A 22,967-nucleotide genomic window follows, 5' to 3' on the forward strand; every position below is an offset into this window, starting at 1 on the left:
GTCATGAACATCTGGGCCTGGGTCCGTGAGACCAACGCGAGGCTGCGGCGCGGCGAGCCAAACGCCCAGCGCCTCGCGCAGCTGATCGACGAGCTGCCCTCGGCCGCGGTCAACGAGGCCCACGAGCGGGTCGAGAGCATGGTCCCCGAGGCGCTCGCGCTCGCCCGTGAGCTCGACGAGCCTTGGGTGCAGCTGTTCGTCCGCCACTGGAACCTGCAGAGCCGCGTGCTGCATCGGCGCCGGGCCGGCGATGAGCTGCGCGAGGCGGTCTCGCTGCTCGACTTCGCCAGCGGCGCCCAGACCCAAGCCTGCCCGCAGAGCGTGTGCGCCGTGCAAGACCTCGCGGTCTGCTATGCGATCCGCGATGGCCCCGGGTACGTGCCCCAGCGCCTCGCCGTCGCCCAAGAGACCCTCGCCCGCATCGATCCCAGCTGGGGCTGCTTCGACTGCATCAGCGCCGAGTATGTGTCTGCGCTGCTCGACGACGACAAGCCCGCAGACGCGCTGGCCTTCATCGAGCGCCAAGCCAAGCTCGCGGCCGAGCACGGGGAGTTGGAGCCTGGCTTCAACAGCCGGCTCAACCGCGCCCGGGCGCTCGCGCTGCTCGACCGCGCCGAGCAGGCGCTCGAGATCGTCGATGGCATCCGCGACCCGGCCCACTACGGTCGCAGTCGGCAGATGGCCCACCGACAGTGCCGCGTGGGGATCTTGCTCAGGCTCGAGCGCGTCGACGAGGCCCTGGCTCTGCACCCGCCGCTCTCGACGATCATCGACACCGGTGGGCACCTGCGCGACTGGGTCGACAACCTCGCGGCGTTGATCGACCTGGGCGCGCTGGACAACACGGCGCAGGTCGGCCGCGATCTATTAAAGATCCAGCGCCAATTCTTCGAGAGCAGCGCGTACTGGGACACCGCGCGCACGGCCTTGATCGGCGCGCGCCTGGCCGCGGCCCGTGGCGCGCGCGTGGTCACCCGCTTGCTGCTCGACGACGTCGACGCCGTGATCGGGGAGCTGCGGCGGCCGCAGCTGTTGGCGAGCAAGCGGGAAGCGGTCGAGGCCAGCCTCGCCGCGCTCGAGCGCACGCCTGTCTCGATCGAACCCAGCCGCGATCCAGAGCGCGAGCTCGACCGACTCGCCCACCAAGACCCGGACCTAGGCCAAGACCAAGACCCACAACAAGACCAAGTCGATCGCTTGCTCGAGCGCGCCGCTGCGCTGCGCGAGGTCGGTCGCGCGGACATGGCCCGGACCCTGCTCGAGGCCAGCAGCGCCGCGCACGAGGGCGTTCGCTTGGAGCTGGCCCAGACCCTGCTGGCCGCGCACGATCACGCGGCGCTCGAGTTGCTGGTCGGCAACGAAGACGCGAGCTCGCTCGCCCTGCGCTGGGTGCTGGGCCAGAGCCTGCGCGAGCGGGGGCTGCTCGAGCGGGCGATCGCCTTGGATCAGGCCACGCTCGACCGCGCCCCCCAAGCCCACGCGTTCCGGCTGCGACTGGCCGCCGTGGCCCGGGCCCACGCCGACTGGGAGACCGCCCTCGACGCGCTCGAGCTCGCCGCCGCCTCGGTCCCACCTGGCACCCTCGACTGGGACCGCATCACCGCGGCCACGGTGCTCGGTCGTTGGGCCAGCGTTCGCGCGGCGGCGGCCCGGCTTGGGCTTGAGCTGCCGGACGGCGAGCTCGACGACCTCGCCAACGAGCGGCCCATGGACGCGCGCCTGGGTGTCATTCGCTGTGAGTTCATCGAAGCAAGCGGCGAGCGTCAGCGCTGCTGGGCCCGCCGAACCTCCCCGTGCGGGGCCCAGATCATCGAGATCTCGATGCCCGCGGACCCCCAGCACTTTCACGACCGCGTCGTGTTCGAGCCGGTCGATCTCGACGCGCACCTGCGCGAGCCGGCGGAGCCGACACGACATCGGCCCTGCTTCGAGGTCGTGGCGATCACCGAGCCCGGTGCCATGCGGGCGTTCTTGCTCCGGGGTCACGACCCCGGGACAGAGGCGTTCGAGCAGCTCCGCGCGCAGATCCATGCCCAGGGCTTTGGCTTCGAGCGCATCACCAACCCCGGCCGAACGGCCGTTGACCCGCGCGTTGAAGCTGACACCCCCGACCCGCCGCAGCTCCCGACCGTCGGGGTCTTGGTCGCCATCCCCACTGCGGCTGATCCAGCCGCGCTCCGCGACCTCCTACACAGGGCAACGGCCAGCTGGCCGCTGCCGCTGCTGTGTCCCGCGCTCGATCAGGCCGTGGGCGCCGACGAGGCGTCCGAACAGGCGGTGGCGATGCTAAAGCGATGGCACCCGTGAAGCTCGGGGCCAAGCCCGCCATGGGGGTCATTACTAATACTGTGGTCATTTGGCCCCAATGACAGCGAGCATTCAGTGTCGATTTACGTGCCTCGATGGGAGCGCATAGCGCTGACGCCCCAAATATGCGCAACCCACGCTATTCCAACCACGTTGGAATCCGGATCCACCATAGCTCGTTATCGCGCCGCGGCAGAGGCAGAGCATTGGGCCTAGCTCGCGCGTCCACACACCTGGAGAAATCTGCCACTCGGTCCTACAAACTCGACTTTATGGCGATAATGGCCAGCAACAGGCATGCGGGCAAATCGCAGGACTCCACCGCGCGCCTCGAATGCTCGATTCCGCGCTTCCGTTGGCACTGCATCCAAGGAATTCAGCACAGCTTAAATTTTCTATCATCAGTGTTGAAAAATGCCCCAGTCCCGTGTAAACATGTAGACGCACAAGCAGTGAGTTGCCCCCCCGGCTCGGCAGATTGATGGCACTCGCATTCATGCGACTCAGACCGGGGCCATCAACACATTGTTTGCTGGTGATTGGACATATCGGATCTCCCCCATGCGCTACATCAGGATGTACAAGGGCAGTGAAGACGGCGCTCCAGGCGTCACCCTCTACGAGATCGACGCTGAGGGATGGGTGCATCGCCAGCTTCAGGTCCACGCTGACGGGGTTCGCTTCTCACCGGAAGACATCCTGCTGCGGCGTCCGGTCAGCGTCAGCTACATGGCCAAGCACCCCGACGCCGAAGAGATCACCTCGGAAGAGTTCGAGCTGCACTGGGCAGAGTTCGACCACCGCAGGCGGTTCCGCGATCGCATGCCCAACCCGTGGCGCGCGTGGCAGGGCCAGATGGTAGAGAGCAAGCGCGTGCTCCGTTGGGTGCCCTCGGGCGCCAACCCGGGTGACGGCTGGCTGCGAGTGCCTGGCTTCGTGCGACTCTATGTGTACGGCAGCAGCGACGAAGCTTGGGCCACCCAGCGCGAGCTGTTCCTCGAGCGTGACGTTCAATGGCACATGCCCACCAGCGACACCGTCGAGCAGCCCTACGCGGCGGCGCGGTTCATCGTCAACGGTCCGGGGCTCGCGGGTGCGCTGCGCATTGACGAGCAACCCTCGGCTGCAGCTAGCGTGTCGTAGTCGTACGTGTCTCGCTGCTCGAGTGCGTCTCATACAGCCCGACCATGGTCCCGAGTGGGCCCGAGAGCTCCGGTCCACGCAGCCCGTGCGGTAGTCGCGCCTACCCGGCGGCCGCTCGTTGACCATCACTGCCAAGATCGGATCCGCCAGCAAGGCTAGTTGGCGACTCTGTGTCCGAGCCCCTGCACGTTTCAAGTCACTGGACCCGCGAGCCATCCGCCAGGGTCTCGATGGCTGCTTGGAGAGATTGCGGGTGGGTAGTTGCGGCCTGTCACGGTATGCCGGTCGCATCTTTGCATCCTCCCAAAATTGACGGTGAAACGACACATAGTTAGACGACCTAGCGCATGAGGGGCCGCAGCCACCACCTGGGCGTCGGACTCGCCTTCTGGGCGATGATCGCCATGGTAGTGATTCTAGCCGCCTGTCCTGCCGAGGACCCCATGATAGGCGCGGGAGACGAGACTGGGGGCCCTGGACCACCCGAGGCAATTGATCCGTTGGACGGAGGTGGTTCCGAACCACCGGGCTCCCCAGATCCCACCTCGACCTGGCGCGCACCGTCCACCCTCGGCAACGGGCTCGTACACGATTCCCGCTATGACCTCGGCGCGAGGCACTACGCGAAGAAAGTGACGGCTGCGGAGCTCGAGGCGGGAGTTGGTTGGGCGGACTTCGTCACTAGCCATAGCGACAAGCTACGCGTGGGGTTTCGGCCGAGTTCCGTGCATGCGGAAGTGTCGCTCGAGGGCGGCGCCGTACCGCAACTCGCAATCGCCGACCGCTCGGTTTACGTATCCGACGACGACGCAAACTACCGGAGCGAAACGAAGACCTACGTATACTCCAGTCTGTTCAGTGAGGCAAAGCTCGCGCTGAGCGGCCCATCGGCACCGGGGGAACCCCGACCCACATCGATCGACACCTTCAGCCTGCCGAGTGGCCAAGTCGGTGTGACCATCGTGTGGACCTACGACAACAACCCGCTGCCTTGGAAGATCGTGGTGGGTCAGCGGCGGGCGGTGTTCAACGGGGCGCTCGCAGTGTTCCGAAAGACCGGATTTCGCCCGATCTCGATCGCCAGCCGCAACCGAGGCGGGCTCAGCGAATACGCGGGAATCTTCGTGAGCGACGGCGTGCAGGCCACCGATTGGAAAGTATCGCTGGCTGAGCACTGGGCCAGCCTATGGGAGACCGCGGAGACCGAGTGGGGCAAAGGCTACTACGCCTTCCGTGGCACCTATGAGCATGGGTCGGAGACCCTGCCCCTGTTCAACGTGCTGTGGACCAAACGTTCGCCCGAAATGAAGCTCGAGATGCGCTACAACATGGACGAGAGCCTGTTCAACGAGCAGGACATCCACTGGCGCAAGAGCGGCTATCACCTCGAGACGACCTGCGCCTACTCCGACACCGGTGTCACTCGCTATGCCGGCCTGTGGACCCGCAGCGACCCCTATCTGCGTGTCGCCGTAGGTGACAGCCTCGACGAGAGCGGCCCGACCTTCGCCGCACGGTACGCACCTTTCGAAGATAGCGCGATCAAGGTCATGACGCTGGAAGGCACAAAGAGCCAAGGCGAGTACTTTCGCCCCTCGGCGACGTTGCACATTTTCGAGAAGGGCGAGTTGGTGCTCAACCGGGCATACACCTACGCGCCAGCCCACTACCCGGACACCTCGCTCAACGCGAAGATGGCATTGGCCAGCGCGAGCAAGTCGATAACCGCCGCCGCGGTCGTGAAGGAGCTCGACACCAAGGGCATCCCGCTCACGGCGCCATTTGCTGGCACAGCCGGGATCGTAGGAGTTCCGAACATGGTGTCGACGCCGACCATCGTTGAAGTGCTGAGGAATTTAGGCGGATTCAACGCGTTCGTGGACTCATACTCCAATCCATCGCTCATGAACATGAGCTACCCAATCGATGGAAAGGCAATGTATGATTACGTGGTGAACGGGCACCTCGACGCAAAAACGACCGACAGTTACTGGGACGCTGGAACGTACAAGATGAGCCAGCTGGGCCTATTCATCTATTCGAACCCCGGTTTCTCCATGCTCGGGGAGCTTGTGCGAGTACAGTCCGGCGTGCCGTACGCGGAGTACGTGCGAGATAGCCTACTCGAGCCGCTCAACCTCCATCAAGAGATCTATCCTGACGCAGGCCATCGCAACGCCGTTGATGAATCTACCCAGGCCGGGCTGCGAAGCTATCTGATCAACAGCGCGCACCCGTACACCGAAGGATGCAGCGCCGACGCGGATTGTAGCTATCTGCCGGGAGGGACGTGTGCGAGCTCCAACACTTGCGTTGGATGCGTTGTCAACCAAACGGACCCAACGCAGAATCGCCCGTGCCGCGGTGTCTCGGCCTGCATTGCTGGCGTGTGCACCCCTCCGACTCCACGCCTGGCCTCCGAGGCGCCCCCCAAACCCGCCAACGGCGATAGTTCGCCGAAGAGGGCCATCAACGCTGGCCCTGTCCTTGCGTCTGCACCAGACTTCGCGTCCGTGTTCCGCTACGCCGGTCGCGTGTACATGGGTGGCGCGCCACTGGCTGCGGGCGGCTGGCACGGCGACGGCGAGTCGCTCGGTGTGTTGGTGCGAACGCTCGCCCAGTACGACTTTCTCATGCCTTTCACCGTCGCCAGCCAACTCTGGGATCCGAAGTGGTGGAATTTCCAGAATGACCGGGCCAGCAAGTGGGCCTACGGCCTGGGTTGGTACGCGCGCGGCAACTGGATTGCCATGGCCGGCGGGGCCGATGGCACCATGTCCCTCATTCTGCACAATCGTCAGTGGGATTTTACTGTGGTCTTCCTAGCGAACGTAATCGGGAATGGATTTTCCGACTTCATCAACCCGCTCCTCAACGCGCCGTTGGGTTGGGGCTCGAGCATGTTGGGCAGTCAGTTCCCTTGCGCCGACGACCCCGCGACGATCACGGGTAACGAATGTGGAAACATCCTGGCAGCATATTGATAAACACGGCACGGAGACGACCATGCCCATCACACGCACCAACCTGACCTACCTGATGCTCACGATCCTGACCGTGGGCATCTTCGCGTGTCGCAAGCCGCCACCGTGCCCTGACTGCAACGACCAAGGGGTCGACCATGTCGACGAAGGGCCTCCGGTTCCGGATCTGCCTTGTGGTGGCGCCGACCTCATGAGCGACAACGACAACTGTGGCGCCTGCGGCAACGCGTGCACGCTCTGGTGGGAGGGGACGGACTGGGAAGCGGGCGGCTGTGTCGAGGGTGCGTGCGGTCCGCAGTGGTCGGCGTTCTGTGCGGGCGAGAGCAGTCAGCTCAATACTTGCGATGAGTTCTGCGGCGCTGGCGGCCGCGTCTGCGTTGCCAAAGGATGCTCGGGCCTCACCGCGATGCTCTTCAACGTTGGGTTCGACGGGAATTGCGGTCCGTCCGAAGACGAAGGGCCCGATCAGACGATGGCGGGTCCGTGTGACGAGCAGATCCCGTGGATGAGCGACAACGAGTTCACGCTGATGGCGATTTGCTGCTGTGGGGAGTAGACGATATTAGCGATTGGCGAGCACAGGCGCTGGCTCGGAATCAGCGAGTGGCAGCCGCGAGTTCACTCGTCCTCGAGTTCGAACTGCGCCTGCTCCCAGTCGCCAAATGTACGGCCATCCTCGAGCCTCCAGGCACGCTTGCCATTGACCGTGCCTCCAGAAACAACCATGGCGGCTCCGCTGGCAGACGGGAACACGTGGTCCTTGGTGAAGCGAAGTAGGTCTCCCTCCCTCACGAGGACCCGATTGGAGATCAGCGCGGCTCGCTTGGCCCGCGAGTAGTCGGAAAGGCTGTTGGCCTCCTCGACCCGCACGGTCGACCCCGCCAGGACGAGAAACTCCCCGTCCCGAAACACGCACGTCGCATCGTACCCCTTGCCGGAGTAGCTGAAGCGTAGGCCGAGGTCTGGTTGCTCCGCGGAATCACGAGCAGCAGCGTGCCGCAACGACTTGAACGCGTGAATGCCGAAGGTACCCGCAAGCAGCAAAATGTGTTGGACGAGTTCCTCCATCTCCGCGCGATCGGCCTCGGGCAGCTGGCCGCCTTCAGGGCGCTGATGATTGACTATGATCGACTGTTTGGCGTCATCAGCGAGTTGCAACAGCCGAGCTTCGAGGAAGCGGACGTGGGCCTTTGTCAGATTCTCGTCTTTGCTCACGAACAGCGCGACCTGCTCGAAGAAATCCATGCGGTCGGACATGTCATGCTCGCGGATGCGCCGGAACACGTTGTCCCCTTCGCCGATGTAGATGGCGTCACGACGGGCATCTTTGAGGTCGGGGCCGACGAGTAAGTAGACGCCGGTGCGGCCGGCCTCTTCGCGGCGCTGGAGCTCGGCGAGCTGGGAGCGCGGGGCCATGACCGCCTTGCAAGTGGAGAGGCCGAGCTCGGCCGTGCGCAGGCCGGTGGGCGTGCCGTCGACGAGGAAGATCTTGATCTGCTTGGACATGCGGACGGTTCTGGGGGCTTGGGATCACGGGGAGATCTGTGCAGTGTTGAGCTGCTCGATCACCTGAGCGAGTTTCACGCTGCGCTTGCGCGAGAGGACCGCGGCGAGGTCATCAGCAGGCAGGGCCGGGTCGATCTCGACGGCGAAATGCTGGGCCAGGCAAAGCCAGGAGTGTGCGCTTGCTCGGCTTGGGCACGGGACCGGGATGATAGCCGGATCGGAGCGAGTTTGGGCAGTGCGGACCAGGTTCAGTTCTACGTGGAGCTGTCAGCTCGCGCCGGGCCCACGCAGGCGCTGGCGCCCATCGCCAAGCAGCAGCACGAACATCCCGCTGCCGATCACCCCGAGCAAGGTGACGCCCGACATCCACGCCGCAAAGTTCGTGTGCGGCCGCCCGCACACCGTGTACCACTGCGCCCCTTCGGGCGGCGGCTCGTCCACGCACTCGAACGAGTAGTCCTCGTCGAAGTCGCTGGTGCACAAGAACTCGTAGCGCGTGGCGCCGGTGATGTCGGTCGCCTCGACGTAGCACTCGCCAACGGTCTGATGCACGCCAGTGTTGACGTGGGTCGCGGGGTCGAACACCGCCATGATCCCGATCAGCGAGACAAAATAGAAGATCGCCGCGCCAAGCAGCAGTCGGTCACCCGGTCGCGCGGGCACGGGCTTGGCGGTCTTGCGCCAGACGACAACGAGGGTCGCGTAGCCGATCAGGCAGACCGCAAACGCGACGTAGCCCGGGGTCCCGCCGTCGAGCTCCTGCAGCACCGTCATCTGCAGCACCATCATGATCGAGGTGCACCCCGCGACCAGGCCCAGCCCCAGCGCGAAGGTCTTGCCCGTGACCTCTTGGCTGCGCGCCAGGGCCCGATCCAACAGCCACGAGAAGCAGGCGACGAAGGTCAGCACCCACAGGCTGCTGCCGACCGGCGCGCCGAGCAGGCGCGTCGCAATCGGGGCGTCGGTGTCGTGCCAGGTCCACCACGAGAACTTGGCCCCAACGATGTCGTAGGGGGCATAGAACACGCACGCCAGGATCCCCGTGAGCGCGGCTTGGGCGACCGGCTGCAAGCCCAGCCGCCGAACCGCGACGGTTGGGTAGTACATGAAGCACACGTACACGCAGGGGATGTACAGCGGCAGCCGCATCGTGATCATGATCTGCGCCTGGGCCTGCCAGAAATTGTCGACAAGCGGCAGCGCCATGAAGATCAGATCGTTGGCGGTGCCGGCGATCAATGCGGCGACCCACACCAAGATGTGATCACGACCCTCGCGCCACGCGTGGACCAGCGCCAGCACGGCGCAGATCATGAACAAGTACTCGCCAAGCACGAACGAGGGCTGGACCGCCCACTTCTCGAGCGGACTGGTGAAGTGGTGCCACGGGAGCTCGGGGGCGATCGCGGTCTGAAGCAGCGCGCTCATTCGGGGCACGATATGTCATCGCTGCGCGTTCGTCTTGGACCCGGTCAGGGCTCGCTCGGCCAGCCCTCGGGGCGCCATGCGATCAGCAGCATCGGCGCGAGGGGGATGAGCAGCACCACCGCGAGCGGCTGGCGCAAGAGCCCCACGCCAAGGCCCACGGCGACGGCGAGCAACACCGCGACGCGGGCCCGCGCGTAGGTCCTGCGCCGGTCTGGGCTGGCCAGCGCGAGCAGCCAATCCGTTGGCCAGAACACGAGCAGCGCTTCGTTATAACGAAGCTCCGGCATCTCGCTGATCATGCTCAGCAGCCACACCATCGCGCCGATGATCGACAAGATCCCGCCGGTGACCGCGAGCGCGCCTCGCAGGCCACGCTTCCAGTTTGCGAACGCGAGGCCCGTTGGCGCGAGCGTGACCAACGCGAGCAGCCACAGCCAGCCCCGCCCCGTGGTGCCGCCCGTCACGGGTGGCGGCCCCTGCCGCGCGTGGATCTGCTCTGGACGCACGCCAAGCCGGGCCTCGATCGACCCCCGCAACTCCCGCGGGAGAAACATCGCGTCCCACTCGCTCACTTCGCGGTCGGCGGCACGGCCCACGAACACATGCGCGAGCACGGGGATCGCGGTGATGTCCGCGATCCCCTGCTGACCGAGCTCGCGGAAGCTGACCCCAAGCGGCGCGTCGGTGCCCGTGCTCAGCACGCCGCCGCTGGCGTCATCGAGGATGTCGCGGATCCGGGTCGTGCAGTTGTCCTGGAAGTGATGATAGGCGTAGGTGGCCTCGGGGCCGCTGCCGTCATAGCGCGCCGCGTCGGCCTCGAGCTTGGCCGCGGCTGCCCTCGCCTGTTCGGGCTCGAGCGGAATGCGTTGACGCCAGACCGACCGGTCGTCGCTCACATACAGGTCGATCATGCGCTGGACCGGCCAGACCGAGACCCAAAACGGCGAGCGACCGCGGACGAAGCTCCAGCCGAGCTCGCTGGGGGGCGAGCCAAAGTCGGTCGTGCCGTAGTTGAAGCACTTGGAGTCGCGCGGTGAGTCCTCGTAGATCGTGCAGATCGCGGCGTGGCCAAACCGGTGAAACAGCGCGTCGCCGCTGCCCATTGTGTAGACGTCGATCTTCGGAGCTGGCTGAACGGCGAGGACCGCCGCCACCGTGACCGCGAACATGAACATCGCGCATCACAATAGCTCGTAGACGCCGGGCATGGGTCCGGGCTAGCTTCCACGCGTGCCACGACCGAGTCAGCGGCGTTGTGTCGTGCCAGCGCTGCGCCACGCCCTGCTGGGCCTGAGCCTCGCGCTGGGGGGCTGCGCGGGAAACCTTGGCGCCGTGGCGACCATGGAGCCTGCGCGGGCGTCCCCGCTGCCCTTCGCCGCGACTCAGCCTGGGGCCAAGCCAGACCCCCAGGCCGAGCGGCCCCAGCCACCGCTGGGGCCGAAGCCAAAGCCAACGGGCAAGCATCGCCGTGATCCCCGTGACCAACCCAACTGGCGGTTCGTCGGCTGGCACTACGGCGCGGGCGTGGCGAGCACGCTGGTGGTTCAGACGATGACCTACGGGGTCGCGCGGCGGATCGGGCAGACGGGCCAGGGGCTGGGCTCCCCGCTTGGCGCGCTGATCGTCGGTGCGTTCGCGCCACCGCTGTTGAACTACACGTTTCAGTGGGCGCTCGGCCGCACGGTCGCGCCCAAGCGCGATCGCTTCTGGCCCGGGTTCTTGGTCCGCCAGGTCGTCCACCTTGGGGTGTTCGCTGGCGCGCTGCTCGGCGGCGCGGACCTCAACAACCCCAGCCAGACCGCCGCGCTGATCATCGGCGAGGCGTTCGTGACCAGCGGCTTGGCAACCATGACCGCCGAGCTCAGCCGCCGGCCCCAGTTTGGCCCGCCAGCGACCACGGCCTCACCCGCACGGCCGGCCGCGTTCGAGTTCGTCGTACCCGTATTGGAGCTGCAGTTTTGACCACGCGTTTGTCCCACTCTGCGCTCGTGCGCGCCCGCCTTCGCCTGAGGCTTCGCTGGGGGCTCGGCTTGGCGGCCTGCTGCGTCAGCGGGCTCGTGAGCCAGGCCCACGCCGCCTGCCCCCAGGACGTCGCCTGGCCCGAGCCCGACTGGGCCGTCGAGCCACTTGGGCAAAGCGCCGCCCAGACAGCGTTTGAGGACTACCTGTTCACGCTCGTCGGCGCGGACGAGGACCGCCTCGGCGTCCGCACGGACGGCGTCGTCGTCGTCCACCGCGGCCGGATCATCTACGAGCGCTACGCTCGCGGCTACGCGCAACACAAGCGCCACCTGACCTGGTCGGTCAGCAAGAGCATCCACAACGCGCTCGTCGGTGTCGCGGTCATGCGCGGGGATCTGGGCGTCGAGGACTCGGTCTGCGACTACTACCCGGTCGACGCGGACGCGTGCGACATGACCGTGGACGACCTGCTCAGCTTTGGCTCCGGCTACGACTGGAACGAGGGCTACGAGGACGATCCCTACTACCTGTCTTCGGTCATAGCGATGCTCTACGGGGTTGGATCGCGGGACATGGCCCGGTTCGTCGCCGGCCACGAGCTGGCCTACGAGCCGGGCACGGTCTACCGCTACAGCTCGGGCGACTCGGTCCTGCTGTCCGCCGTGCTCGAGGGTGCGCTGCCCGAGTCGCTGCGAGCCAGCCACCCGTGGGAGTTCTTGTTCGATCCGATCGGCATGGACAGCGCCGTGTTCGAGCGCGATCAAGCCGGGACCTTCGTCGGCTCCTCGTATGCGTACACGACCCCGCGTGACATGGCCCGCCTGGGCTACCTGTTCTTGCGCGACGGGTGCTGGGAGGGGCAGCAGCTGCTGCCCGAGGGCTGGGTCGCGTTCAGCACCGCGCCCAACCCAGCGTTCTTGTCCGAGCGCTCGTTCGAGTGGGCGCGCGACGACGACGCGTCCGCCGGGCGTCACTGGTGGATCAACGCCCCGATCCCCGAGCTCATGATCGACAGCCGCTGGCCAAGCGCGCCGCCCGACACCTACGCCGCGCTTGGGCACTGGGGCCAGACGATCTTCGTGATCCCGTCTGAAGATCTGGTGGTGGTCCGAACCGCCGACGATCGCGAGACGGGCGCGTTCGATAAAGATCGCTACCTGGGGCTCGCGCTGGGGCTCGCCGCGGAGGACTTGCCATGACGCGCCTGCGCTGGGTTGGCCTGCTCGCGCTCGGTCTGGTCGCCGTGGCCTCGTGCGGGATCGATGAAGGCTACGACAACAACGACCTCGAGCTGGCCGTGCGGCAAAAGGCCAAAGAGACGTGCTCGTGCCTGTTCGTCATGGAGCTGCCCGAGGAGCACTGCACCGCGTGGACACGCGTGAGCCCGGACGTGGCGGCGGCCAAGATTGATCGGGAGCGACAGCGGGTGTCAGCGACGGCGCTCGGGCTTTGGTCCGCGAGCGCGCACTTCAACGGGCGCACGGGCTGCGTGCTCGACAACTGAACCTCATCTGGGCCTCATCTGGCCCGCATCTGGCCCGCATCTGGCCTTCATCGAAAAGGCGACTACGCAATATTTGCGTTTGATGTCTCGGCGTTGGCGTTAGACCCTTGAGGGTTGCACGTCACCATGGCGAAGCTTGGAATGGTGATCATTCCTCCGAGGATTTGCATCGGGCTAAATCGTTCGGAAGAGAAAGGTAGTGGTTCCGCCAGCGCTCCGAACAAGAGGGGCTCTTGGCCCAAGATAACCAGCAGGGCGCCCGCACATGCAAGCAGACCCCAGGAGAGCCGTTTCACCATTGAACGCACTTTTATTTACTATCCTGGGTGTGATGGTGAGTCAAGATGAATCGCCGCCGTGACGGATTACGTGTAGTCAGGCTCGAAAACGTGCATTTATATCTTGGTGATGTGCTGTGACTGGCCGTCAGCGCATGTATCGCCAGCGGCACCTCGGCCAAAATTCGCAAAGCCAAGAGCAACTCAATACGTGAAGAACAATGCGCGCACCTGGACCTGCTGATAAAATCGATGGTGTGCTTCGCGCTAAACTACTTAACCGATACTTGGATGCCGTATACGCTAAACTAATTAACCGATAGTTGGATGTCGACGTTCAGCCGGATCCGCCAGCGTTGGCTGGCCCTGCACCAGCGGGCCCCGGCGTCGGGTCGGGTCGAGTCGAGTCACCCGGGCGTCGTGCTCCACAAGCCGAGCTCTCCCCCCGAATCGATGCCCGCCAGCTCGGGGAAGCCGTCGCCGTCGATGTCGCCTACGGCCGCGCGCACCATGGTGGGCGGGAGCACGTCGAGGGTTGCCTGGCAGCCGATCGCCTCGTTCTTGTCCGAGTCCTCGAACAACAGGGTGGGCGGACCCGGGTTGAACAACAGTACGCTATCGCTGCCCGCAGCGAAGGGATCGAGAGTGATGAGCTCGCTCGCCTCGGTCCACGCGTACCAAACTCCGCCCGGGCCGGTCACGAGCGTGCCCTCTGGGTAGGCATCAATCACAATCAGATCGACCACGTTTTTGCTAAATTGGCCGTAGGCGAGGTTGGGCTGATCCCCAAGGCCGCGGTACTCGAGCGGCCAATCACTGCTGACGTCCGGAGGCCTGTGGGTGGTGACCCTGCCGAAATTGTCGAGCTTGCCGGGCTCGATGACAGCGATCCGTGGCTCATCATCGTCTGTGACCCCGGCCGTGAGCCGCTTCGCGTTGGCCCACAGCTGCTCGTGGTCGGCCATCGGAGTGAGCAGGTCCGGGTAGATGTTGATCAGAGCGCCCGCGCGCGCGATGAGCTCGTCGGGCCCCCCGGGGATCCAGTCGAGGCTGAAGCTGTCCGCGAGCTCATCGTCGGGGCCGGCGATCGGCGCGGCGAAGCTGCCTGCGCCGAGCCCGAGCGCGATGAAGCTCTGGCTGGTCTGGTCGCTGGTCATGACCACGTCGAGCTGCCCGTCCTCGTTGACGTGCATGAGCTCGAGCTCGGTGTTCTGATGGGGCGGTAGGGGCGTGCTCGAGCTGAGCTGGCCCTCGTCGAACACCTGAAGCTCCTGCTCGGTCAGCACCACGAGCTCGTCGAAGCCGTCGCCGTCGACGTCGGCGAACTGCAGATCGATGGCGTCCCCCGCCTCGGGCGGCAGCGGGATCTCGACCAGCACCGGTGCCTCGCAGTCCGCGAGCTCGCGTACCGCATAGCAGTCGTTGAAGGTGTGATCCCAGTCCCAGTACGTCTCGAAGCACGCCTGGCCTCCCGGGCAGTCCACGCTGTTGTCACACTCGTCGGGCGGCGGCGGTACGTAGCCGTCGTTGCTGCCGCACTGGCCGCTGATACAAGCCTCCCCAGGATCGCAGTCGAGATCGCTCGTGCACTCGGGCTCTTGCCCGTCGCCTGTCTCCGTCTCGGGCGGTTCACCGGTGGTCTCGGACTCACTCGTCGTCGTCGCGTCCGAGTCGCTGCTGCTGCTTTCTTCGCCTGTTTCGACGGGGGTGGCGTCATCGATGGCGGGAATACCGCACGCTGTGCAGGCCAGCAGGGCTGCGGGGACGGCGATGTTCCAGCTACGCAAGTCGGGGAGCACAACTGTCCATTGCCATCGAAGGCCCGATCGATCACGAGAAAAAGATCGGTCTAGGGAGGATCCCCGAGGAGCACACCGAAACCCGCCCCCTTCCCGCCGATCCGCAGGCCGAAGCGCGCCCCCGGTTCGTACCAGCAGGGCTCCTCCAACTCGAGGTCGACGACAAGCGTACGGTCGTGATCGATCTCGAGATCCCACCCACAGGCATGATCCGCGGCGAGCCGCATCGTCGCCCTGTGGATCGCCGTACGCAGGTGGAGGGTAAAGACCGCGCCGTCGAAGCTCCCGTGATAGCCGCAGACCTCGCGAGCCTGGAGGTGGACCGCCGCGCGGACCCGCCGGCGAAGCTCCCCGGGCGTCCGCAGGGCGGTCAGCAGATCGCCGCGCTTCACCTCGGCAAAGCGCGTGTTTTCCAGGAGCAGCCCGACGACGTCGCCGGCCTCCGCCTCGACCAGACGCCTGCGAAACACTTCGATGCCGAGGACCCGCTTCGTCGTCGTTGGCGAGCCGTGGAGGGTCAGCGTATCGCCGGTACGCACGGTCCCCCGCTCGATCCGCCCGGTGACGATGAGCTGGTCTCGGGGCATGTTGAAGCGATCCTCGATCGACAAGAAGAAGGGCTCGGTCCGCAGATCGCGACCGGGACGCGACGCGCTCTCGACGATCCACGCAACGAAGGGGCGCAAGAGGTCGGAGGTCGCCAGCGCGTCGGGGTCGGCCACCGCCTCGCGCAGCGAACCCCAGACGATCGGGGTCAATGCGGCAGGAAACCCCGCGCTCACCAGCTCCGTTCGTAGCTCGCCGGCATCGTGGTCCGACCTCGGATCGTCGATGACGACGGCGAGCGGACGCTCCCCCAGCGATCGGAGCAGCCGCAGGAGCGACCCAGTCGCCTGCCCGCGGAGGAACTCGAACGGCAAGACCACGACCCAGCCCCAGCCCCCATCGCCACAGACCAGGGCAGCGCCAGGAAAGGAGGTCGCGGGTAGATCGCGGTGGCTGACGCGAACCCCGTCGACGTTGTAGCTGCGCTGGTTGGGCTCGAGGCGCGGCTGGTCCCCGCTCGCCCCGTCCGGCGTCGACCCTGGGCGCCGGTCACGATCGCCAAACCGTTCGCTCAACAGGCGCGAGAGCAGGCCGAGCGACTCCGCCGACGGCCCGACCGAGATCATGTGGAGGCGTTTCTGTTCGCCCCCCTGCGGCCGGTCCATCTCGGTCATGCCGAGATGACTATACGTGGGCGTTTCACCGACCTACAGGTGCAGGTGATACGCCCGCGAGGACCGAGGGCCCTGGCGTCGCCAGCGTGGGCGGCCGGCATCCTTGGACCGCGTAGAGTATGCTGGTGCCGCCCATGTACGCGCAGACGAACAGGCGGACGTCACCGCTCGGTGCGAGTCTGGTCCTCGGTCTGTGCGCCTGCGCCAGTTCGACCCCTGCCGCGTCGGACTCGCCTGGCGCGGCGCAGACGCTACCCATCATCATCGACGTGCCGGCCGAGTGTCGCGGTCCGGTGTCCACTGATCCGGAGTATTTTGCTGGGTTGTTCGGGACGGCCAAGGAAGACGAGTTGGTCTTCGAGCTGTATGGGATCCCGGTGCTCGTGCCCCGCGACCGCGTAGCGATCCCAGATCGCTACGCGAGCGCACAGGCGACGTTCGCCGAGGCCGAGACGCTCTATGCCGACCGGAACTACGCCGCGGCGGGTGCCCGGTTCGTGGCCGCGGCCGAACAGTTCTCGGTTGACGACGACTCGCCCTGGGCGGCCGAACTCGAGGCGACCCTCGAGTACACCTGCAAGAACGCGGTCCTGGCGATGTGGATGGCAGACGACCCGAGCTCCGCTCGGGCGCTCGCCGACGGAGCCAGCGACCCGGCCTGTCGACGCGGGGCCGCGCAACAGGTCGAGGAAGTCCTCGATCCCCACACAGACCTTTGAAATCACCGACTGCAGCCGCTGACCCGGTGAGCAGCGTCTACCTGTCGAGTTGCTGGACCAGGTCAACGAGGCCGGGGGAATCTTCATACCCCACTACCGCACACGCTCGTGAACCGCAGGCCGCTCCGCGCCAGCACTACAGTGCTTGGAGGTGTTGGCGCGCGTAGAAGTTGCCGCGGTCCGGGGTCGACACCGCGGGCGTTCGCCGCCGAGCTTGCGGTAGGCCATGATCGCCAACGAAGTCGCAGCGGCCACCATCGTCGAGCGCAGCGACTCGATGTCGGCCGTCGCCTGCCGGAGCTCCGGGCGCCCGAGCAGCGAGCGGTGTAGCCCAGCCTCGACCTCGCTGCCCGAGATGTCGAGCGCGAGCATGCTCCTCGGGTCGAGCTCGATGACGATCCGCCTACGCAACGCACAGGCCTGCACCGAGCTGACCCCGGGAACGCCAAAGCTGTGCTTGACGAGGCGATCGTGGAGCTTCGTCAGCGTGGCCAGATCGATGTCGTCGCTACTCAGCGACCACCGCAGCTCGATCGAGCTGGGTCCCGCGGGCGGGAGCACGACCGGGCCGTCGATGTCCGGCGGCAGACTCGAGCGCAGCTCGGCCAACGCCTCGACCACCGCCATCCTCCCTGCCTCGGCCGTGCCCCGAGTGAACTGGAGCTCGACCCGCGCGTGCCCCTCGCGGGCCTCGGAGGTGACGTGCGACACGCCGGGGACGCCGATGATCGCCGCCTCGATCGGCGAGACGATCAGGTGCTCGACGTCCGTGGCGCTGACGCCTGGCGCAGCCACTGCGACCGCCACGGGCGGGGTTGTATCCGCGGCTTGCTGGGCTGCTGGGGCTTGATCTGGGGCTCGATCTCGATCTGCTCGGGGCTCACGGCTGTGACACGCACCGACGAGGAGCGCGAGGCTGCACAGGACTCGCGGGACGCTCGCGCTCACCCGCGGACTACAGCGGAGCGGCACTGTCAGAGATACGGAATGGTCGAGTCCCCAGATGAAGCCGAATGTGCCAGTTGGCCACTCGCGATTCGCAGACCCATACTCGCTGCCGGGGATGATGGTGCCATCGTGCACGTCCCACCAGTCCAGGACGTGGAACCCGACCGGGCAAAACCCGTCCTCGGCTTCCGCTGCGATTACAGTGCCGCTCGCCAGATCGAGCACCTCGGTCTTGGTATACCCAGCCGTGCCTGCGGCTGGGTTATGGTTGTGACGTGCGAGGACTCAACCTGGTCGCCGTCGTGGCGTTGGCGTCGGCGCTGTCGTCGGGCCTGGCGTGTGCGCCTCGTGTGGCCGCCGAGCTTGGTACGCCCGAACCCAAGCCCGAAGACGTGGAGCCGCTCGTCGTCGAGGCCCTGACCACACCCGCGCCGCTCGCCGTGACCACCGGCCCGGCGCCGGAAGCCCGCGTTCCTCCGCCGCCAGCGTACCCCGGCTTCCCCGCCGATCCGATCCGCAGCGAGGTCTTGCCCGACGGCCTCGTGCTGCACGACTACACCCCGGGGTCAGGCGCCCCTGCGCTGCCCGGCAACCGCGTCAGCATCCACTACGTTGGCCAGCTGTTGGACGGGACCGAATTCGACTCGACCTACGCGCGCGCGACCCCCTTCGAGATCGAGCTTGGACTTGGGCGCATGATCCCGGGTATGGAGCGCGGGCTCGAGGGGGTCCGCGCGGGCATGCGCCGCACGCTGGTGATCCCGCCCGCGCTCGCCTATGGGGAGCGAGCGCCCGGCACGATCCCGGCCAACGCCACGCTGGTGTTTTTCGTCGAGGTGCTGAGCGTCGAGCCCCGTCCCCCACGGCCGTAGTCTAGCCGACCATCCCACTTGGGCGTTGTCGTGCTTCGTAGTCATCGAAGACCCGAAGCCGCGTGATGAGGGCATGCTCGGCAACGTCGATACGTGCGGCAAATGTAGCGATCTCATCGTCGATCGCCTGAAGCTGCTCTTGGCTAAACGAATCATGCAATGTCGCGGCATCTGCCAGAGCTGGTCTGTTCCTGTCCAGCACCAACCCCATCAAACGGCCCTTGTCAGGGCCCGTCGTCGCTGACACGATGCCCGCCTGAGCCGCGACGTTCAGCAGCGACCGGACTCGCCAGCGGACTCCAGGTCGAGTGTCGAGGATGCCCTCGTCCGCGACATGCGGGACCGACTCGCGCGAGCGGTCGTGAAGGTGTGTCCGCCGGATCTCGCCGCTTCGGCCGACGACATCGTACAGCTGGCGATCATCCGGGTGCTCGCGGTCCTGCGTGCGCGAGATCGCGCAGGTGAGGGTGTCGAGCCGCCGTCTGCGTCCTATCTGTGGAAGGTCGCGTACACGACCACGATCGACGAGCTTCGCAAGATGCAGAGCCGAGAGCGAACACGCGATCATGCGACCGGGGTCGTCGGGCCCGTCGAGGTGCCCACCCCAGACGGGGCCGTGGCTGCGTCGGAGGTCTCGGCCGCGCTGCGCAGCTGCCTGGGCGCGCTGCACGAGGATCGTCGTCGCGCGGTCGTGCTCCACTTGCAGGGGCACACGGTCGCCGAGACCGGCGGGCTGCTCGGCTGGACCCGCAAGCGGGCCGAGAACCTGATCTATCGCGGGCTGGCCGACCTGCGTCGCTGCCTCGGCAACAAGGGCTACGCACCATGAGTGAGCACGAGCAAGCGCCCGATCACGAGCAGCTCGAGCGGCTGCGGACCGCGTTCGCTGCGGCCACGGTCGGCGAGCCCAACGACGATCCGAGCGACCCGAGCGATCCGATCGATCCGAGCGACCCCAGCGACCCGATCGACCCCGAGAAAGTCTGGGCGGCAGCCCGGGGTGAGCTCGACCCACGCGAGACCGCGGCGCTGGTCGATCGTCTGCATCGCGATCCCCAGCTCGCGCTCGAGTGGCGCCTGGCCGTGGAATTGTCGGACACGAGCGCAGCGGTCACGCCGATCCGGGCTGCTGCCGATCGTCGCTACTGGGTCGCGGGCGCGCTGGCGCTGGCGACCGCCGCGGCCGTGACCGTCGTCGTGCTGCAAGACGGCGGCTCGCCCGAGCTCGACACCGACACCGTCACACCGGGGCTGCGCGGCCCCGAAGACACGGGGGGCGAGGCGGCGTTCTCGACCCCGATCGCCGAAGGCACCCGCGTGGCGTTGACGGGCTTCGAGCTGAGCTGGTCTGCGCGCGCTCGGGCCAGCCGCTACGAGCTGCAGGTCCGCACCGAGGCCCTCGATCTCGTGTACGAGGCGCGCGAGCTCCAGGCTGCCCGCGCGCGGGTACCCGGTGGCGTGCTGGCGTCACTCGAGCCGGGTCGGGTCTTGCTGTGGCAGGTGACAGCGGTGATGGCCGACGGCACCCGCGAGCGCGGCCCCGCGTGGCGCGTGGTCCTGGAATGAGCACGCGTTGGCGATCGCTGATCCCCGCGCTGCTGGGCGCGCTGTGGCTGTCGGTCCCGGTGGCGTGGGCCGGGCCGCCCAGCAGCGCGAGCTTGGCGAGCTGCCGCCGCGCTGCCAGCCAGGAGCCGGACACTCGCGAGGCGTGGGGCTGCTTTTACGATCACGCCCGTCAGGCCGGCGACTACGCGGCCTCGGCCGAGGCCCTGCGGGCTAGCCTCGCGCAGGCCGGCGAGCTCGAGCCGCGCGCGCGTGGCTACGCTCTGCTGGCGCTCGCCAACCTCGTCGGCGAGCTCGACACGACGGCGGCGGTCGAGCTCTACGAGCAAGCGGTGGTCGAGCTCGAGCGCGGCGGCGACTCGCTGGCGCTCACGCTCACGCTGCTCAACCTCGCCCACCGCCAGCGTGTCATGGGTGAGCTCGAGCGCAGCGCAGAGACCCTGCGCGCAGCCGAGCGCTCGGCCGCGGCCCACGGTGATCCCCGCTGGATCGCCACGGTCGCGGTCGAGCGAGTGCGTCACACCTTGCGTAGCTCCGGCGATCTCGGTGAGGCCGCGAGCATGCTCGGCGAGGTCGAGCCGCTGCTGTTTCCCGACGGCGACTACCAGTCGCAGGTCAATTGGCTCAGCGCAGCGGCGAGCGTGCACCGCCAGCTCGGCCAGCTCGACGAGGCGCGCGCGGCCCACGAGCGACTGATCGCGCTGACCGAGGGCGCCGACGATGCCTACGTCGAAGCCTCGGCTCGCTACAACCGCCTGGTCGTGATGCTCGAGCAGGCGCGCGCGCGTGGTGACGGATCCCCCAGCGCCGAGCTGGTCGCCGAGGTCGAGCGTGCGTTGGCGGTCAGCGTGCGCGGCGGCAACAAGTGGGTGGCCGGCCCGATGCGCTGCATCCACGCTGATCTGCTCCGCGCGCAGGGGCAGCTCGACGCGGCCGAGGCCAGCGCGCGTCGCTGTCGGGATGAGACCCGCGGCCTCGGTGATCCCCGCCTGGCCGCAGATGGTGTGCTGGCGGTGCTCGATGTGCTGATCACCAAGGGCCCGCTCTCGGCCGACGAGGCCGACGAGGCCGAGGCGCTGCTGGCCGAGGCCTGGCGCCACGCCGAGGCCAGCGGCGAGGCCCAGGTCCGCTACGCCGTCAGCGTGATCGAGGCCGAGCTGCGCTGGCGCACGGGCCCGCGCGAGCGTGCGATCGCAGCCAGCGAGGCTGTGCTCGTCACGCTCGAGCAGCTGCGCCTCGAGCAGTCCGATCCACTCAGCCGCGCCGAGTTTCAGGGGTCGCGGGCGCTGGGATACGAGCGCTACGTCGACCACCTCCTGCTGGCGGCGAAGGGCCGCGACGAAGCCCAGCTGCTGGCGGCGGCGTTCGAAGTTGGTGAGCGCTTCCGGGCTCGCGTGCTGTTCGAGTCGCTCGACGGCAGCGGGCGTGAGCACGCGACGCTCAGCCTGGCGGAGGTCGAGCTAGCGAGCTTCCAACAGCTGCTTGGCCCCCGCGAGGCCGCGCTCGTCTACCAGCTGGCCAGCGCGCGCGACTTCGACGACCAGCGCCGCGGGTCGTGGGTGATGATCGTGACCCGCGACGCGGTGCGGGCCGTGCCGCTGACCGAGGTCGACGGACTGCGCGGGCGCATCGAGCTCTATACTGAGCTGGTCGAGCGCCGTGACGCGTCGATCGACGAGGCTGCTGCGCGGCTGTGGTCGGCGCTGCTAGCCGATGCGCTGGCCGAGCTGCCGGCGCAGATCGACAGCCTCGCGCTGATCCTCGATGGGGTCTTGCATCGGCTCCCCTTCGCCAGCTTGCGGTCCGGGCCGGACGCGCCGACGCTGGCCCAGCGCTACGCGACCAGCGTCGTGCCCTCGGCCCGCGTGCTCGCGCTGTGGTACCGGCACGAGGCCACCACGCACGAGACTCCGAAGGCCGTGCTGGCGCTGGCCGATCCGCCGCCCGTTGGTGCGCCGCTGCCCCCCAAGCCCGCTCCCGCGCGCAGCACCGGCACGACCCCCGAGATCGAGCTCGGACCGCTGCCCTTCGCGCGACGCGAGGCCAAGCTCGTCGCGCACGGCGACGACGATCTCGTGTGGGTCGGCGCCGCGGCCAGCGAGGCCGCGCTCGTCAACGCCGCGCTCGAGCGCTTCTCGGTCCTGCACCTGGCCACCCATGCGATCATCGACGAACGCCACCCTGGCCGCTCGGCGATCGTGCTCGCGCCAGGCGACGGCAACGATGGCATGCTGCAGGCGCGGGAGATCGCGCGCTTGGACTTGCGCGGCAAGCTGGTGGTGCTCTCGGCCTGCAGCAGCGCGCGTGATCGCGTCGTCGATGGCGAGGGCGTGATGGGCCTCGCGCACGCGCTGTTCGAGGCGGGTGCCCACGTTGTCGTGGGTGGTCTGTGGCCGCTGCGAGACGACGAAGCGCTGGCGCTGTTCGAGCGCTTCTATCGGCATCTCGATGCCGGGGAGAGCGTCGCGGCCGCTCTCGCTGCGGCCCAGCGCGAGCTCGCTGCGGCGGGGGCCAAGCCCGCAGCCTGGGCGGGCGTCGTGGTCCTGGGTGATGGCACCTTCGTGCCCTTCCCCGCGGGTCGCAGCCGGCCGAGCGACGCAGCGGTCACGCCCGACGGCGAGCCCGGCCGCGGACCCATGCTTGGCTGGATCCTTGGCGCGCTCGCGCTGCTCGGGGTCGCCGTGGTTGGCTGGCGCGTCGCCAAACCCAGCTGAGCAAGTCCAGCTGAGCAAGT

At 67.3% G+C, this 22,967-nt stretch carries 19 protein-coding genes; 12 read left to right on the top strand and 7 right to left on the bottom strand.

All coding sequences use genetic code 11. From position 1 onward, the window contains the following. Positions 1-3 precede the first annotated feature (3 nt). The 4 genes from DB30_RS22125 to DB30_RS22140 all read left to right on the top strand — a co-directional run bounded on the left by DB30_RS22125 (position 4) and on the right by DB30_RS22140 (position 6,990). The gene (locus DB30_RS22125) at positions 4-2,307 is read left to right on the top strand and encodes a hypothetical protein (protein ID WP_052552224.1); all 2,304 of its coding nucleotides are present in this window, start codon (positions 4-6) and stop codon (positions 2,305-2,307) included. Between the two features lie 561 nt (positions 2,308-2,868). Continuing rightward, positions 2,869-3,450: a hypothetical protein gene (locus DB30_RS22130; RefSeq protein ID WP_052552226.1), complete on the top strand. Its 582-nt coding sequence runs from the start codon at positions 2,869-2,871 to the stop codon at positions 3,448-3,450. Between the two features lie 632 nt (positions 3,451-4,082). Next, complete coding sequence (locus DB30_RS22135) at positions 4,083-6,434, top strand: serine hydrolase (protein ID WP_165703890.1); 2,352 nt, start codon at positions 4,083-4,085, stop codon at positions 6,432-6,434. A 22-nt stretch (positions 6,435-6,456) separates the two neighbouring features. Beyond that, on the top strand, positions 6,457-6,990 hold the full coding sequence (locus tag DB30_RS22140; protein WP_052552230.1) for a hypothetical protein: 534 nt from the start codon (positions 6,457-6,459) through the stop codon (positions 6,988-6,990). A 62-nt stretch (positions 6,991-7,052) separates the two neighbouring features. Here DB30_RS22140 and DB30_RS22145 read toward each other — a convergent pair whose 3' ends face one another. From DB30_RS22145 to DB30_RS22155, 3 genes are all read right to left on the bottom strand, one after another. After that, entirely contained in the window at positions 7,053-7,940 is an 888-nt protein-coding gene (locus tag DB30_RS22145; protein WP_052552232.1) for a GIY-YIG nuclease family protein, read from the bottom strand. Between the two features lie 267 nt (positions 7,941-8,207). Beyond that, a complete protein-coding gene (locus DB30_RS22150) occupies positions 8,208-9,368 on the bottom strand; it encodes a DUF7802 domain-containing protein (protein ID WP_052552236.1) in 1,161 nt (386 codons plus the stop codon). Between the two features lie 44 nt (positions 9,369-9,412). After that, positions 9,413-10,543, bottom strand: a complete 1,131-nt coding sequence (locus DB30_RS22155) for a lipoprotein N-acyltransferase Lnb domain-containing protein (protein WP_052552239.1) — start codon at positions 10,541-10,543, stop codon at positions 9,413-9,415. Between the two features lie 55 nt (positions 10,544-10,598). On the opposite strand from DB30_RS22155, the gene DB30_RS22160 reads away from it, so the two are divergent. Genes DB30_RS22160 through DB30_RS22170 form a run of 3 tightly spaced genes read left to right on the top strand, consistent with a single transcriptional unit; the run spans position 10,599 to position 12,834 of the window. Then, positions 10,599-11,330, top strand: a complete 732-nt coding sequence (locus tag DB30_RS22160; RefSeq protein WP_165703891.1) for a hypothetical protein — start codon at positions 10,599-10,601, stop codon at positions 11,328-11,330. Positions 11,331-11,356: 26 nt separating this feature from the next. Next, positions 11,357-12,529 carry a serine hydrolase domain-containing protein gene (locus DB30_RS22165; protein ID WP_165703892.1) on the top strand — a complete coding sequence of 391 codons (1,173 nt, stop codon included), beginning with the start codon at positions 11,357-11,359 and terminating at the stop codon, positions 12,527-12,529. Continuing rightward, positions 12,526-12,834, top strand: a complete 309-nt coding sequence (locus tag DB30_RS22170) for a hypothetical protein (protein WP_052552245.1) — start codon at positions 12,526-12,528, stop codon at positions 12,832-12,834. Before DB30_RS22165 ends, DB30_RS22170 begins: the two co-directional genes overlap by 4 nt. 685 nt (positions 12,835-13,519) lie before the next feature. On the opposite strand, the gene DB30_RS22175 is transcribed toward DB30_RS22170, so the two are convergent. Both DB30_RS22175 and DB30_RS22180 read right to left on the bottom strand, forming a co-directional pair. Further along, positions 13,520-14,899 (bottom strand): hypothetical protein, encoded by a 1,380-nt coding sequence (locus DB30_RS22175; RefSeq protein WP_146660081.1) that lies wholly within the window; start codon positions 14,897-14,899, stop codon positions 13,520-13,522. 62 nt (positions 14,900-14,961) lie between these two features. After that, a complete protein-coding gene (locus tag DB30_RS22180; RefSeq protein WP_052552249.1) occupies positions 14,962-16,131 on the bottom strand; it encodes an EF-Tu/IF-2/RF-3 family GTPase in 1,170 nt (389 codons plus the stop codon). A gap of 293 nt (positions 16,132-16,424) precedes the next feature. On the opposite strand from DB30_RS22180, the gene DB30_RS22185 reads away from it, so the two are divergent. Continuing rightward, the gene (locus DB30_RS22185) at positions 16,425-16,850 is read left to right on the top strand and encodes a hypothetical protein (RefSeq protein WP_146660083.1); all 426 of its coding nucleotides are present in this window, start codon (positions 16,425-16,427) and stop codon (positions 16,848-16,850) included. Between the two features lie 93 nt (positions 16,851-16,943). Here the strand turns inward: DB30_RS22185 and DB30_RS22190 are convergent, their stop codons facing one another. Further along, positions 16,944-17,657: an efflux RND transporter permease subunit gene (locus tag DB30_RS22190; RefSeq protein ID WP_052552253.1), complete on the bottom strand. Its 714-nt coding sequence runs from the start codon at positions 17,655-17,657 to the stop codon at positions 16,944-16,946. A 416-nt stretch (positions 17,658-18,073) separates the two neighbouring features. Here DB30_RS22190 and DB30_RS42400 point away from each other — a divergent pair, with 416 nt between their 5' ends. Further along, positions 18,074-18,670, top strand: coding sequence for an FKBP-type peptidyl-prolyl cis-trans isomerase (locus tag DB30_RS42400; RefSeq protein ID WP_240480300.1), 597 nt, complete (start codon positions 18,074-18,076; stop codon positions 18,668-18,670). A 1-nt stretch (position 18,671) separates the two neighbouring features. Here the strand turns inward: DB30_RS42400 and DB30_RS22200 are convergent, their stop codons facing one another. Then, positions 18,672-18,917, bottom strand: a complete 246-nt coding sequence (locus DB30_RS22200) for a hypothetical protein (RefSeq protein WP_052552255.1) — start codon at positions 18,915-18,917, stop codon at positions 18,672-18,674. Positions 18,918-19,004: 87 nt separating this feature from the next. Between DB30_RS22200 and DB30_RS22205 the strand changes: the two genes are divergently transcribed. From DB30_RS22205 to DB30_RS22215, 3 genes are read left to right on the top strand one after another with little or no spacing between them, the layout of a single operon-like run. Continuing rightward, positions 19,005-19,499, top strand: a complete 495-nt coding sequence (locus DB30_RS22205) for an RNA polymerase sigma factor (RefSeq protein ID WP_052552257.1) — start codon at positions 19,005-19,007, stop codon at positions 19,497-19,499. Next, complete coding sequence (locus DB30_RS22210; protein ID WP_052552259.1) at positions 19,496-20,236, top strand: hypothetical protein; 741 nt, start codon at positions 19,496-19,498, stop codon at positions 20,234-20,236. The genes DB30_RS22205 and DB30_RS22210 overlap by 4 nt, the downstream gene beginning before the upstream one ends. Beyond that, the gene (locus DB30_RS22215; protein WP_052552261.1) at positions 20,233-22,947 is read left to right on the top strand and encodes a CHAT domain-containing protein; all 2,715 of its coding nucleotides are present in this window, start codon (positions 20,233-20,235) and stop codon (positions 22,945-22,947) included. Before DB30_RS22210 ends, DB30_RS22215 begins: the two co-directional genes overlap by 4 nt. Positions 22,948-22,967: the final 20 nt, after the last annotated feature.

Origin of the sequence: Enhygromyxa salina (assembly GCF_000737335.2) — a bacterium.
Taxonomy (GTDB): Bacteria; Myxococcota_A; Polyangia; order Nannocystales; family Nannocystaceae; genus Plesiocystis; species Plesiocystis salina_C.

What these genes read in the sequence shown, in the direction of transcription:
- DB30_RS22125 (WP_052552224.1), top strand. Translation starts at nt 4, where the DNA reads ATGAACATCTGGGCCTGGGTCCGTGAGACCAACGCGAGGCTGCGGCGC.
- DB30_RS22145 (WP_052552232.1), bottom strand. Translation starts at nt 7,940, where the DNA reads ATGTCCAAGCAGATCAAGATCTTCCTCGTCGACGGCACGCCCACCGGC.
- DB30_RS22170 (WP_052552245.1), top strand. Translation starts at nt 12,526, where the DNA reads ATGACGCGCCTGCGCTGGGTTGGCCTGCTCGCGCTCGGTCTGGTCGCC.
- DB30_RS22210 (WP_052552259.1), top strand. Translation starts at nt 19,496, where the DNA reads ATGAGTGAGCACGAGCAAGCGCCCGATCACGAGCAGCTCGAGCGGCTG.
- DB30_RS22140 (WP_052552230.1), top strand. Translation starts at nt 6,457, where the DNA reads ATGCCCATCACACGCACCAACCTGACCTACCTGATGCTCACGATCCTG.
- DB30_RS22130 (WP_052552226.1), top strand. Translation starts at nt 2,869, where the DNA reads ATGCGCTACATCAGGATGTACAAGGGCAGTGAAGACGGCGCTCCAGGC.
- DB30_RS22155 (WP_052552239.1), bottom strand. Translation starts at nt 10,543, where the DNA reads ATGTTCATGTTCGCGGTCACGGTGGCGGCGGTCCTCGCCGTTCAGCCA.
- DB30_RS22215 (WP_052552261.1), top strand. Translation starts at nt 20,233, where the DNA reads ATGAGCACGCGTTGGCGATCGCTGATCCCCGCGCTGCTGGGCGCGCTG.
- DB30_RS22180 (WP_052552249.1), bottom strand. Translation starts at nt 16,131, where the DNA reads ATGACCGAGATGGACCGGCCGCAGGGGGGCGAACAGAAACGCCTCCAC.
- DB30_RS22150 (WP_052552236.1), bottom strand. Translation starts at nt 9,368, where the DNA reads ATGAGCGCGCTGCTTCAGACCGCGATCGCCCCCGAGCTCCCGTGGCAC.
- DB30_RS22205 (WP_052552257.1), top strand. Translation starts at nt 19,005, where the DNA reads ATGCGGGACCGACTCGCGCGAGCGGTCGTGAAGGTGTGTCCGCCGGAT.